General features: G+C 61.9%; 9 protein-coding genes and 1 pseudogene. 4 read left to right on the top strand and 6 right to left on the bottom strand.

Annotated features, from left to right (window positions below):
• The first annotated feature begins 488 nt into the window (after window positions 1–488).
• On the top strand, window positions 489–1,574 hold the full coding sequence (locus tag RI103_RS16210) for a glycosyltransferase family 4 protein (RefSeq protein WP_310812940.1): 1,086 nt from the start codon (window positions 489–491) through the stop codon (window positions 1,572–1,574).
• Window positions 1,575–1,696: 122 nt separating this feature from the next.
• Here the strand turns inward: RI103_RS16210 and RI103_RS16205 are convergent, their stop codons facing one another.
• Both RI103_RS16205 and RI103_RS16200 read right to left on the bottom strand, forming a co-directional pair.
• Complete coding sequence (locus tag RI103_RS16205; RefSeq protein ID WP_310812939.1) at window positions 1,697–2,758, bottom strand: hypothetical protein; 1,062 nt, start codon at window positions 2,756–2,758, stop codon at window positions 1,697–1,699.
• Window positions 2,759–2,977, bottom strand: a complete 219-nt coding sequence (locus RI103_RS16200) for a hypothetical protein (RefSeq protein WP_310812938.1) — start codon at window positions 2,975–2,977, stop codon at window positions 2,759–2,761.
• Window positions 2,978–3,666: 689 nt separating this feature from the next.
• Between RI103_RS16200 and RI103_RS16195 the strand changes: the two are divergent.
• Window positions 3,667–4,229 (top strand): annotated as a pseudogene (locus tag RI103_RS16195) (IS5 family transposase); the annotation flags it as partial.
• 205 nt (window positions 4,230–4,434) lie between these two features.
• On the opposite strand, the gene RI103_RS16190 reads toward RI103_RS16195, so the two are convergent.
• The 4 genes from RI103_RS16190 to RI103_RS16175 form a co-directional block, all read right to left on the bottom strand.
• Window positions 4,435–6,825: a PIG-L family deacetylase gene (locus RI103_RS16190; protein ID WP_310812937.1), complete on the bottom strand. Its 2,391-nt coding sequence runs from the start codon at window positions 6,823–6,825 to the stop codon at window positions 4,435–4,437.
• A 131-nt stretch (window positions 6,826–6,956) separates the two neighbouring features.
• Complete coding sequence (locus RI103_RS16185) at window positions 6,957–7,409, bottom strand: GDP-mannose mannosyl hydrolase (RefSeq protein ID WP_310812936.1); 453 nt, start codon at window positions 7,407–7,409, stop codon at window positions 6,957–6,959.
• 42 nt (window positions 7,410–7,451) lie between these two features.
• Complete coding sequence (locus tag RI103_RS16180) at window positions 7,452–7,601, bottom strand: hypothetical protein (protein ID WP_310812935.1); 150 nt, start codon at window positions 7,599–7,601, stop codon at window positions 7,452–7,454.
• 113 nt (window positions 7,602–7,714) lie between these two features.
• Window positions 7,715–10,003: a hypothetical protein gene (locus RI103_RS16175; protein ID WP_310812934.1), complete on the bottom strand. Its 2,289-nt coding sequence runs from the start codon at window positions 10,001–10,003 to the stop codon at window positions 7,715–7,717.
• Window positions 10,004–10,804: 801 nt separating this feature from the next.
• Between RI103_RS16175 and RI103_RS16170 the strand changes: the two genes are divergently transcribed.
• Together RI103_RS16170 and RI103_RS16165 are read left to right on the top strand one after the other, a co-directional pair.
• A complete protein-coding gene (locus RI103_RS16170) occupies window positions 10,805–11,788 on the top strand; it encodes a helix-turn-helix domain-containing protein (protein WP_310815259.1) in 984 nt (327 codons plus the stop codon).
• An 88-nt stretch (window positions 11,789–11,876) separates the two neighbouring features.
• Window positions 11,877–13,436 (top strand): mannose-1-phosphate guanylyltransferase/mannose-6-phosphate isomerase, encoded by a 1,560-nt coding sequence (locus RI103_RS16165; protein WP_310812933.1) that lies wholly within the window; start codon window positions 11,877–11,879, stop codon window positions 13,434–13,436.
• The last annotated feature ends 47 nt before the right edge of the window (window positions 13,437–13,483 follow it).

Genomic DNA, 13,483 nt, shown 5'->3' with positions numbered 1-13,483 from the left:
TTTACTGTCCTGTAAGCCAGAAACGCTCAATTTGGGAAGAATCGACCGCAACGATACGCATTAGCGTGCTTAAAAGAAGTAACGAGTCGTTACGTATGAACATAAATGCAGTACTAATTGCTTTGATCGCATGAAAATATCCGTCAGGCGAAAGCTGTCTTTTTCCGCCACGACGAATTGGGGTCTCATTAATTTGAAATGGATGCCTAACTATCTGGCACGGCTAATCGCCTGAGAAATGGGCGCTAGCGCTCATTGGGCCGCCGAAAATGTCTTGGGGTTGGCGTAAAAGTGCTGGGCCTTCGGTGTAACGTTTCCTCGCGACATGGACTTCGCAGCGGAACTGTCGCTGTTTTACGGAGACATTGACGCGCTCCGCAAGAAGGACGCGCCATACGATGTTGGATGCCGACGTTATGCTGGTTCTGCAATAACGGGGGCGGCATCCCGTCCGCTGCGCAAAAGGGCGGTTATCCGAGAGATAAATCGTGAGGATTCTTCAACTGGTTCATGCACCGCGCTTGTCCGGGGCAGAAGTACTCGTAAAAGGTTTGGCCATTTATCATCAGCGCGGTGGCCATGAAGTCTGCATGACATCGCTGCTCCCACAGCAGGACGACTTCGCCGCCATTCGCGCCGAACTTGAGGCCGCGGGCGTCACGTGTCTGTTTCCCGAGGTTCGCTACGGCAGGGTGGGAAAGCTGTTGCATCTGTATCGCGTGGTGCGACGATTCCGGCCCGACTTCATCGTGGCTCACGCCACGCTTGCCGCGCTGTATGTGCGCCTTCTGCCGGTTCATACGCCGATTGCGTGGGTCATGCATTCGGGCGTCAACGACTTCGAGAACGGTGCGCTCAAGCGCGCCGAGCGCCTGCTCTCGCGCAGAGCGCGAGCGATCATCGGCGTGTCGCAGCAAAATATCGACGACTACCTTCGGGAGATTGGCCGGCATCCGTCCATGGTCGTGATTCCGAATGGCGTGGACGCGCAATTGTTCTCGCAAGCCAACGACGCCGTTGCGCCGGATATCGACGTGCACCCGAAGCAGATCGTCCAGCTCGGCCGCTATATCGAAGGCAAGAGCCAACTGGACACGATCCGCGCGTTCGAGCGCGTGCTGCAATCGGAGCCGGAGGCGCGTCTGCTGTTCTGCGGTGTTGTCGAAGATCTCGACTATCACAGGGCGGTGCTGTCGCTCGTTCGTCAACTCGGCCTGGAAAGCAGGGTGACGGTGGGCGGACCGCGTTCCGACGTTGCCGCGATCCTGCGCGCTTCGCGTGTTTTCGCGATGCCGTCGCGTTTCGAAGCGCAGAGCATTGGTTTTCTCGAGGCGCTTGCGTCGGGTATTCCAGTCGTGGCGAGCCGAATTCCCTCGTTCGGCTTTGCGAGTACCTTTGCCGGCGTCAACCTGGTCGATACGACTGACCCGGAAGCCTACGGCCGCGCGCTGCTGAACGCGCTCGACACGCCGCGTGCGAACCGGCAACTGGCCGGCTACACGCTGCACGACACCGCGGATCGTTATATGACGATCGCGCGCAAGTTCGTTCACCCGCTACAGGTTTCGGCCTGACGTCTATCGGACCGGCCGGTCCGCGCTACTGCGCGAGCCGGTCGATTCGCACTGTCTCCGAGAAAAGCAAGTAGGCATTGGGGCGCGGCGGGCGCTGCAATAGCGAAGCGGGTTGCGCTCACTCAGCCGGGGTGAGCCGCGACAAAGTTTTTGTACGTCGAGGTCTTTTGCGGAAAGACGAATAATCCAAAATTGGGCGCATCGCCGTCCGCTTGATAGAACGAAACGTGCTCGATGTTGTACTGGACGCGGTTGTTGTACATATCGGTCATCCACTGCTGCATGTAGGCCGATCCTGCCGCGTCGCTAGCCTCGGGGTTTGAGTTCCATTCGGTGATCATGATCGGCTTGCCATACGCCGTGGCAATGTACGCAATCAGGTTGCCGAAGCTCGTGGCGCCATCACCGCCAATGTTGAACATGCTTCCGTAGGATTGGTAGTTATGCCATGTGGTGATATCCCACCGCACAGGAGGATACCCGGTGCTGCCATCGCTTTCGGTGCCGTTCCAAAGCATGTCGCTCGCGGCTATCTGCACTTCCGTGAAATTCACACCACAACGGAGCAGTGGATTGACCGAATGTACCCCGTCGATCATTCCACGAATAAGACCGCGCATCGCGGCCCAGTTTGCACCGTGCGTGTAGTCTCCGCGCTGATTGCCCGCCACCCCGCCGCCGCCAGGGCATATCTCCGGCTGCGAGATCATTTCATTTCCGCACTCGAAAACCGTTACGCCAGCCGGCGCAAGTGCATTGGCGGCGGCGGCGCCTAGACCGAAACCAGTCGAATAATTCTGCGCTTCGGACTGACCAAAATTGGTTTCAGGCGTGATACACGCCAACACCTTGAAAGTTGGGTCGATCGCTGCGATGCCAGTCGCGATGCTTGCAATCCGGCTAAGCACGCCAGGACTGGTGTCCTGTGTATCCAGTCGGATAACCTTGGCCCCAATCTGCTGAAGGTGAGAAGCCATCTGCTGGGGCGTCCACGTGTAATTCGGATGCATATTGATCCCGTAGAACGGCAAAGTTCCGGGCTGCGTTTGCGGCTGCGTCTGCGGCTGAGTCTGCGGCTGAGTCTGCGGCTGCGATGACGGGGAGGAGTGACGCCTTGTGCGAGCTTGGGCCACAGAAAGCCCCGCCGCCGCTGCAATAGCGGTGACAAATTGACGACGTTTCATTTATTGCCCCCTGTAACCAACCGGCAGCGTCACACCCGCCTTGGCGCTTGCGGCGATGCGACCGAGCGTGTCGGTGCCGCCCGTGGCGTTCAGCGCCACGCTGGTGTTGTTAGCTGCAGACGTGCTGGCCGAGCCACTCGAACTGCTGTTGTTGCCGTTGGACTGGGCCGCCGCGAGTGCGCGGGAGCGTGTCGAGAGTGCGAGTAGTTGCGATTTCATCAATCTGTATGTGAGCAATGCGTTAGCTGATGATTCGCCCCTGTCCTCGCGCAAAGTGCGTCGGGAGGTGGAGCGAACATCGGGGTTCAGTTACAAGCCAGCCGATGCCCGAGGCTTCGATACTGGCGCCCTGTGTGCGCAGATTTGCGGCTGCGCGAAGGTGATGCCTTCCCGGGATGTCGGCCCCGAACGCATTTCTCTGCAGAGAAACTCTTGTCATACGAAACCGGACCGCTGACAGAAGCGGTTGGCGGATTCGGACGACCGGGGAAGGTACGACGAAATGGCCAGCGTGTTGAGGAGCAGCGCGATTCAGATCGCAGTACGCGAATTAACGGCGCAAGTCGATGAATTTTTTACTGCTCTACAAGCAAGAAAGGTCAATTTGGGAAGAATCGACCGCAAGAATACGCATTAGTCTGTTTAAAAGAAGTAACGAGTCGTTACGTATGAACATTGATGCAGTACTAATTGCTTTGATCGCACGAAAATATCCGTCTGGCGATTCCAGTTTTTTTCCGCCACATCGAATTGGGGTCGAATTAATTTGAAATGGATGCCTAACTATCTGGCAACCTAATCGACTGAGAAATGGGCCTAGGGAAAACGCTGATTTACTCAGCTCGGAGGTCATTGCTGGCGTAGCTGACGACGTTGTAGAAGGCAGCACACGGAACAGACTCACGATGATGAAGAGGCAGATCGGCTTCGCGAAAGTGGAAATTGCAGGCGAGAAGCGAGTGACGTGGCGCCAACGTTTCTTGGCCGAGATGGAGAAGGTAGTTTCCGTGGCTGCGCTTGCTGTCGACGATCGAGCCGCACTATCCGAAGGGCACGCGAGGCCGGCCACCGATTGGCCCGGAGCGAATGCTGCGAATCTACTTCTTGCAACAGGGGTACGGCCTGTCGGACGAAGGACTGGAAGTCGCCCTGTATGACAGCATCGCGCTGCTAGCCTTCGCCGGCATCGATCTGGCAGTCGGGAACGTGCCTGATGCAACCACGCTTTTGAAGTTCCGGCGCCTGCTGATCGAACACGAACTAACACGGAAGTTGTTCGACGAGATTGGCATCTCGCAGTGCGAGCGTGGGCTGATGATGAAGGAAGGCACGCTGGTTGACGCGACGATCATTGAAGCGCCGCCGTCGACCAGGAACGCCGGGAAGAGTCGTGACCCGGAGATGCATCAAACGAAGAAGGGAAACGAATGGCATTCTGGGACGAAAGCCCACATTGGCGTCTTTGCGAGCACCTTTGCCGGCGTCACCCTCGTCGATACGACGGATCCGGAAGCCTACGGCCGCGCGCTGCTGAACGCGCTCGACGCGCCGCGTGCGAACCGGCAACTGGCCGGCTACACGCTGCACGACACCGCGGATCGTTACGTGACGATCGCGCGCAAGTTCGTGCACCCGCTACGGGCCTCGGCCTGACGTCTATCGAACCGACCGGCGCGCTACTGCGCGAGCCGGTCGATTCGCACTGTCTCCGAGAAAAGCCCCGGTAGTTTGCCGAGTTCCTGCGCTTCGCCCAGCGCCAGGCTATTTCCGGACGGGTAACGCGTAAGCGCGGGTGCGCCGCCGGTGAAATAGAAATCGCCGAGGGTCGCGTCGGTTCGGCGAAACAGCACGAGTGCGGCACCCTGCTTGTCACGCACGAATTCCGGAAAGACATCCGACCACGACATACCGTGCAATGTCGCCGCCTGGACCGGCGCGCTCGTCGCGCCACTCATGTCGAGGGTGGCGACGTCGATCATGGCTTCCTCGTTCGATTCGTCGAGATGCGGTGTCAGCAGAATCAGCGTGTCGTTGTCGCGGCCATGCACGGCGCCCATTGTCACCTTCACGAAGTCGGGGACGAAACTCGCCGGCAAGACATTGCGCTCGCCGACAGTCATGCGCGTGCCCTCGTTGGCGATGGGCGTGAGCGCGAGGCGTCCGTTGGCGCCGTCCACCGCGACCAGCGAGGCGCGCCCGCCCGCCGTTTCGCGTGGCAGCAGATTGACGTTCTGCGGCAGATTCCTGGCCTGCGCCCAGAGCGCCGGCGCCGATCCCGTTGAGACGCCCGGTCCTTGCGAAGACGCGATCCATAGGTCGAGTCCGCTGTCGGATCGCTTCTGCGCGATCAGCACGCTGGCGCGTCCCGACCCGGTGAAATCCGCAGCCACATATTGCTGCGTCAGTTCCGGCCTGAACGCGTTGCTGGTCTGCAGCCAGAGGCGCGGCACCTCGAAGCGGTCGCCAGCACTGCGAAGCAACCAGAACGCGGTCCCACCCTGGCGCGCCGCGACGACCATCAGATCCGCCTTGCCGTCGCCGTCGAAATCGCCGAGCAGGAAGCGCGCGCTGTCGAAGCACAGTTTGTCGCCGGCGCAACTCGGTGGCGTGGCGACCGGATCGAACGGGACGACGTTGCCGTACCACAGCGCGGGCGGCGACGCTTTCGCAAGCGACGCGCCATACACGTTGAATCCCGGGCCGTCGTGTTGCCGCTGAACGTACACCACGGACTGCTCGCCCGAGCCGGCGACGTCGCCGACCATCGCGGTGGCGAGCCTTAGATCGTTCGCCTGGGTGCGTTGTGTGGTTGCCCAGCGATAGCGGGTCGTGAGCGCGGTGCAGCCGCGCATGGTCAGCTTGCCGTCGTTTTCGCCGAGACAATGCCGCATCGGCGTATAGACGAGGCCAAAGTCCCACGGCGTCCAGCGTTGCGCCACGTCCCATTGATCGCAGTTTTCGGCGATCAGATAGCCGTCGCGCTCGGCGATGCATTGCGAAGTCGCGACACTCACGAGCGCGGCGTTGCGCGCATTGCCGGGATACACGGTCAGCGGATCCCATCGCCATTGCTGCGTGGACGAGTTCGTGCACGCGGCGAGCGTCGGCGCGCGGCCCGGGCCCGCGGAGCTCAGGCAGCGACTCGCCGCCGCGTTGAAGAGTTGAACTGGATGAGACACGAAATCGGGCACGCGTCGATCGGTGCGATCGGCAAAGGCATAGCGGCGCGAAATCCAGTTGCCGTCCCATTGAAACTCGCCGAATACGTGCGACGACTCGCTGCCGTCGATCGAAAAATAGCTGGCGACGATGTCGCGCTTGCGCTGCACTTCGGCGGCGGGAAGATTGCCCGGCCAGCCGCCGGTCGGATAGGTGACGTGGTAGACGATCGGCACGCTTTTGCCGAGCGTCTGGGCGACATGGCGGGTAATGCGCGCGGCGTAGATATGATCGGGATGCTCGATAAACGGCACGGTATCCGGATTGAGCGTGTAGATCAGCGTTGCCGGCGCGAGCATCGCTTTCAATGTGGCGGACAGGGAGTCGCGATCGTATTTCACGCGCACGGAGCCGTCCGCGTTCATCGGATAAGTGGACAGCGTGGCGTGTTGTTCCCACAGCAGGCCGAGCGGTTCGCGGCCGCCGCGCACGCCGCCGCCGGGCAGGCGCATTTCGAGCAGGCGCACTTGAGGCTTGGCCTTCAGCACCATCTCATGCACGAGCTTGCCGGCAATGGCCACGTTGGATTCGAGCCACTCGTCAGGCACGCCCGCCATGCGCGCGTAAGCGAGCCGCGAAGCCCGCTCGCGGGTTTGGACGTAAGCGAAATCCGCACCGTTGGCGCCGCCGATCAGATGCACCGTGGTGATGCACCAGCCCGCGTCGAGACGCTCGCTGATGGCGGGGTCCACGAAGAGCAGATCGTCGTCGAGGTGCGCGACCACCGTGACCAGTGTGCCGGGGCCGCAGTCGGCCGCGCGTGCCGAGCCCGGCAGGATGGCGAATAAAAGAAGCGCGAGAAAAGCAACGAATGAATCGCGAATGAGCCTGTCTGCCGGTAATCGCATAGGGATTCGAGCTCTGACGGTGAGCTCGCATCATACTGTAGCGGCCAGGGCCGTCACGTTACCGAACTCACAGTCGGCGCCAGATTGCGATCCGGCACGGGTTCAGGCCCGCGCGACGGCTTGCAGGCGTGTTAGCGGAAGTAGGCTTTCGTGTTTTCGTGGACGTCCGCGCGCGCCAGCAACTCCGAAGGCGTCAGCCACACATATTCGCTGTGCTGCTCGGGCCGTCCGAGCGGCGAGGTGCCCGTGAGCGTCAGTGCATAGGCGAGCACAATGTAGTGCGTCGACACATCCGGCTCGCCCGCGAAGTTGTCGCTGTAGTGATGTTCGAACACGCCTTCGAAGCGTGCCGTCGAGCGCGCCAGTTTGGCAACGCCCAGCTCGGCCTCAGCGATGCGCGCGAACGCGGCGTCGAGTGTTTCGTCCTTATGAATGCGGCCACCGGGAACGAACCATGTGCCACGGGCAGGGCGGTTGCGGCGGCGGCCGATCAACACGCGCCCATGAGCATCGCTGACGATCAGATCGAACGCGACCAGGGGCGTGAGGCGCACCACGTCCAGGAAATCGATCTCGGTCAGCATGTCATCTCCCGTGGTTCTCGCGCTAGTTGAGCGCCTGGTCGGCTAGTAATCGCGATGGTGATCGTCGTTCCGTGTGAGCCGGCTCGAGACGCTCGCGAGAAAAAGCGCGAGCACAATCGCGCCAATCGTCGCAAAGAGAAACGCGCCGATCATGGCGGCCAGTATCAACATCGTCCATGCGAGGCCGTTCATGTTTCGGCTCCAGCGTACTGATAGGGATGCTAACGTGCCTCCGCCTGCATACTATGTGCGCCACTAGCCGCAGAGCCTGTCACATCGCGCCGAACTATCGTCACTTCGCGCCGCTAGTGCGCCATGTAACCCTCGGGCGTGGTGACCGCGTTCTTGAAGACGTCGGCGTTGCCGGAGACCACATAGACCGGCGCGGGCGAGAGTTTCAGGCTAGCCAATCCGTCGCGGTACGGCAAGCTCGTCGCGTTGCCCATCATGTCGAGGGCCGTCACTTCGCCCGTCGTGCCGGGCGCGTCGACTCGCAGACGATAGTCCACGCTGCGGCTCGCGTCGAAGCCGGTCCTGGCGTTCCACCTGTCGTTGTCGTGCGTCCATAGCGCGGTCACGATCTTGCCGCCGCCGAGCCGGCGGAACGCATAGGCGTAGACGCCTTTGGGCACATCCTTGAGCGGTCCGAGCGTGTCGGTGCCGTCGATGATGCGCGTCATCGCCGCCACTGCAAGCGCCGCGGGTTTCGGGCTGATGCGGGTCGGACCGTAGGCGCCCTTCGGATGATCGAGTTCGAAGAAAATGCCATAACCCGGCGCGGCGTCCGGCATATCCGCAAGATAGAACACGTAGGTCATGTCCGCGCCTTCGCCCAGCAAAATCAGATGCGTGCGCGCGGTCACGGCAGCCTGTGCATATAGCACGTTCGAGCCCGGATAGTTCTTGCCATACGATTGACCGATGTCGTAGCTGATACCGGTTTCGGTCACGAAGAGCGGCGCGCCGGGCTTCAGGTACAGACGCATTTCGTGGCGCAGCGCCCGCATCGCGGAAGGCAGCGCGCCCGGCACGGTGCCCTGATTGCCGGTGTCCGCCACGCGCTCGGGAGGATGCGAGGGCGTCGTGCCGATATCGTAGTAACCGTGGATCGTCATGCCATCCATATAGCGGCCGATCCCAAGCGGACCGAGCTTGCGCATCCACGTGACATTGCCCTGCACCGACGAATAGGTCAGACCCATCACCACCGCATGCGGATCCGTCTGATGGATGCCCTCCCAGACCGCTTTGTACATGGCGATGAAATTCGCGTCGGTGTCGCGCCACGGCAGACCGCCGTCGGCGTCCGGTTCCCATGTCACCTGATAGTAGTTGTCGCGCTGTTTGGGAAAGTAAGTCATGCGAACGCGATTCGACTCGGCGCCCACCTTGGCCATGTAGTCCTTCATCTGCACGAGCGATGTCGGCACATAGCTGTGCGTCTCCTTGCCCGTCGGACTCGCCCACTGCGGAATGCCGTCGAGCTGGATCAGCCGCAGCAGGTCGCCGCGCCGGAAGAAGGGCGTGAGCTGTTTGCTCGCGGGTTCGAATGTGCCCGTTTTTTTCGGCTCCTCCATATACCAGTTGCGATTGTCGTTGACCCACGTGAGGCCGAGCGCGGTGTAGACCGGCCGGTAGCCGTCGCCGTCGCAACAGTGCTGCCCCGGCGCAAGATAGGCGGCGCCTTGTCCGCCGAACCGGTGCAGATCTTCATACGGGAAGCGGACGGCGGGTAACGCAGCGGACGGATCCGGCAGCACGCCGAACGTCGCGATGCCCGCGGGGCGCGTGCCGCGTGCTTCCAATTGGCCATGTGCGCGCTCCAGCGATGCGGACACCGCGAAGTAGCCCGCCGCGCTGGATGCGCAGGCCAAAGTGGACAGCGTCGCCCCCGCCGCAACGGGGAAGCGTCCGCTGGCTCGCACAGCATTCCACGCGTCGCGTATCTGCCAGCTGAGCGTGTCGCCTTGCGTCGGGCGCGCGGTGAACACCAGCGCGAACGGTTTGTTCAAGGCGAAGAGCCGCGTGCCGTCGCTGGGCGTGTCGGCTTCGAGCAGATCGCCACTCGCGGCCGTGGGCACCTGCAACGATGGTGCGGAGCAACGCAGGCCTTGTCCGGCCGGCGCTTTCAGGTCTTCGGGAGCGGCGGATTGCATTGCGGCACTCGGCGCGGCGTCCTTGTTCGCGGCAGGCGCGGCCGATTTGCTCGCTACCGTTGGCGCCATCGCACAACGTTTCTCCACACCGGGCGCCGGATCGCCGAATACGCCGTTGTTGCACTCCGCGCTATTCGAGAAGGTTTTGACGACGTGCTGTTGCGCCGTGCCGTACAGCACGTCGCGCGTGCCGTTGAACCGGCAGGTGCCGTATTCCGCCGCACACGGCGTCCACTTTCTGCCGTCCGCGGCGAACTCGTCGTTGCTCACACCGTTCGCCTGAGGCACAGGGTCGGCCGCGGCGCATCGGCCGGCTGCCAGGCCGAGCAGGATGACGGCCGCTGCCGGGACGGCGATGCCCATCACCAGTCTTCGACTGCCTTCGGAAAAGGCGCCGTTACGCTTTCGCGGCGCGCGCTGTTCGCGTACATTGAACATGTGTTCCCCGTGTCGTTCGCTATCCTTCCAAAGGCAACAGACGCGTCGCCCAACTACTAGTTCACCAGGTCAGAGCCGCCTCGCACCACCTCTCAAGGCAATGTGTTGCGGAAACCGCATAGTGTATTTCCGCAATCCGCTGGCGGAAATAGCCCGGTTCGTACTCGACAGATTCCGCCACTGGCCCGCCTATTGCCGTGCGGTCTAAAGTTGTCTTATTCCCGTGTTTCACGTTTGAAACATTAATCGCCACGTTTATATCCGTGGTATCTAATAACAACCAATTAAATAATTTTGTCGCACTCTTCAGTGCTTATATTGGATGTTCGTTTTACTTATTGCCATCCCGCGGATATATCGTCAGAAGAAATTCAAGTAGGCGGGTGGCGCGGCAGAGGGCGGTGTAGCGAAGCGCGCTGCGCTCATTCTGACGTTCTGGCGGGAAAAAGTCACTTCAAATCGGTGCGGCGCTGGATGGATCAAATTGTAACTACGCCGTTTTCGAGTAGTCGTGGTGTGTGCGGTGGCGAACGAAATGGTGGTTTTATTTGCATTAACATTCGCAGAATGCCAATTCATTCCTATGTCGAATCGGCAATTAATTCGTTGAAAAGACGGTGGTAGCGGGGTTGTTCCGAAAATCCCTGGCTGGTCACCCTGTCCACACGCCAACATGTCTGCGCTTTCGGTCATGGCGGCTAAATGCTTGAGTGGCGGTGACTATGATGCGCTGCACAGAGCCGGCCTTTCCATGGCCGTCCAGGGTGAAAAGTAGATCCGTTTTCTGGTGAGAGGATGACTATGACCTGCGCGAGTCTCGAGTCTGCAATGCTGCGCTGGGTGCACGCTCCGAACAAGGGTATGCGTCGCATCGCGATACTGATGTTCAACGACTGCTCACTGCAGGGAGCCGGGGTTGTTGCCGAGGTGTTCCAGGCAGCGAACGAAATGGCTTCGTCCGGCTCGGGCGGCTGGTTATACGACGTGTCCTTCCTGTCCGCGGACGGCGGCATGGTGACTTCGTCGTCCGCGCTGCGGGTCTGGACAGATGGACTCGACGCGCGCCATTACGGCGGTTTCGATGCGTTGTATGTCGCGGGCGGCAAGGGCGCACTCGCCGCCGCCAGCGACGAGCGGCTGATCGCTTGGCTGCGCCGTGTGCGCCGCAACACCGGCATGATCCGGCCGATCGCGGAAGGCCGCGCGCTGCTCGATGCAGCGTATGTGCCCGACAGCAAGGAAGCCGGCGATGCTTATGCGCAGTCGGCACCGGCGCGCCAGTCAGAACAGACCGCCGATGCGGGCGATCGCCTCGAATCGATGAGGAGCGCGCTCGCCATGATCAAGCGCGACCTCGGCGGCGCCACGGCGCGTACGGTTGCCGAGCGCCTGCTGGCGGATTCGTGCTCGAATCTCGCGCCGCTGCTCGGCGAAGACGGTGGCCTGAGTCCTGGCGACAAGGTGCGCGCGGCAGCTCGCTGGCTGCAAGAGAATTGCCAGCAGGCAATTTCGATCGCTGACGCGGCGCAGTTTGCCGCGATGAGCGAGCGCAATTTTCTGCGTCGCTTCAAGATGGAAATGGGCATCACGCCCTCGAGTTTTCTGTTGCACGAGCGTCTTGCCGTGACTTGCAGCCTGTTGACCGAATCGGAATTGCCGGTCGACAAGATTGCCCGGCGAACCGGCATGGGTAACGGTGACCGCCTCGCGAAAGTGTTTCGCAAGCGGATGAGAATTTCTCCCACCGAATTTCGGATTCAAAGTCGTCGACTAGTCGGCGAATAGCGCGGCGGGGTCAGCCGGAGGGCCGTGTTGCAACACGGCATCCGGTCCAAATTTCCGCCGATCTTTGAGAATTATAAGGAATGCGAATATGTTGACTCAGGGAGCTGTGAGCGCCGTGTCGGTCGACCCGACCGGTGCGGATGCCGCGACGGCGGGCGCCCCTTGCGCGCGCATCGTCCCGGTCATTCTGGCGGGCGGGTCAGGTACGCGCCTGTGGCCGGTGTCGCGGGAAAACTATCCGAAGCAACTGATCGACGTAGTCGGGTCCGACTCGCTGCTGCAAGCCACGGCGCGGCGCATGAGCGGCTTTCCGGCGGGCTGGAGCGTGGATGTTTCGCCGATCATCGTGTGCGGCGAAGAACATCGCTTCGTGATCGCCGAACAACTTCATGAAAATGGCGTCGACGCTCGTCTTATTGTCGAGCCGGCGCGACGCGATACGGCGCCGGCGCTGACGCTGGCGGCGTCGCTGGCGTGCGCGGACGGCGGCGATGCGATTCTCGTCGTCATGCCCGCGGATCATTCGATCGCCGACGTGCCCGCCTTGCAGGCCGCGCTGGAACTCGCCGCGCGCTATGCGGAGCAGGGCTCGATCGCGACGCTGGGCGTGCCGCCCACGCGCCCCGACACGGGCTTCGGCTATATCCGCATCGGCGCCGAGCTGGCGGGCGGCGGCCATGCGATCGACGGTTTCGTCGAAAAGCCCGCGGAAGAACTCGCGGCGAAGTACGTCGCGGCGGGCATGTATTGGTGGAACAGCGGCATCTTCATCGTCCGCGCGAGCGTGTGGCTCGATACGTTGAAGCGTCTGCAACCGGAGATGTACGCGGCCTGCGAACGCGCGTTCACTGGCGGCCGCGCCGATGGCGCGTATTTCCGGCCGTTGGTCGATGCGTTCCTCAGCGCGCCCGCGAATTCGATCGACTACGCGGTAATGGAGCGCCTGACGGAGACGGCCGGGCCGGAAACGGCAGATGGCACCGCTGCGAGCACGCCCGCGACGCCCGCCGGCGTCGTGGTCGGACTGGATGCCGGCTGGTCGGATCTGGGTTCGTGGGACGCCGTCTGGGCCGCGATGGAGAAGGACGCCAACGGCAACGCAGGGCGCGGCCGGGTGACATTCGAAGGCGCGGTATCGAGCTACGCGCATTCGGAAGGGCGGCTGGTCGCCTGCGTCGGCACCACCAACGTGGTGGTGGTCGAAACCGCGGACGCGGTGCTGGTGGTCGACCGCTCGCACGTGCAGGACGTGAAGGGGCTGGTGTCGCGCATCAAGGCGCAGCACGCGCCGGAGGCCGACGCGCATCGCAAGGTGCGCCGCCCGTGGGGTTTCTACGATTCGATCGACCATGGCGAGCGTTTCCAGGTCAAGCGCATCGTCGTGACGCCCGGCGCGCAGCTGTCGTTGCAATTGCATCACCACCGTGCGGAACACTGGGTCGTCGTGCGCGGCACGGCGCTCGTCACGCGCGGCGAAGAGCAGTTCCTGTTGAGCGAAAACGAATCGACCTACATTCCGCTCGGCACCCGTCACCGGCTCGAAAACCCGGGCAAGGTGCCGCTCGAAATCATTGAAATCCAGTCAGGTACCTATCTCGGTGAAGACGACATTGTGAGGTTCAACGACAACTACGGCCGCTGCTCCTGAACAGCACGCCGGACTCATTTGCGGACAAGAACGGCAAGAACGAGGTG

The sequence above is a fragment of the Paraburkholderia sp. FT54 genome (assembly GCF_031585635.1).
Lineage (GTDB): Bacteria > Pseudomonadota > Gammaproteobacteria > Burkholderiales > Burkholderiaceae > Paraburkholderia.
Note: the sequence above shows the minus strand (reverse complement) of the source record. Positions and strands in the feature narration are given on the sequence as shown.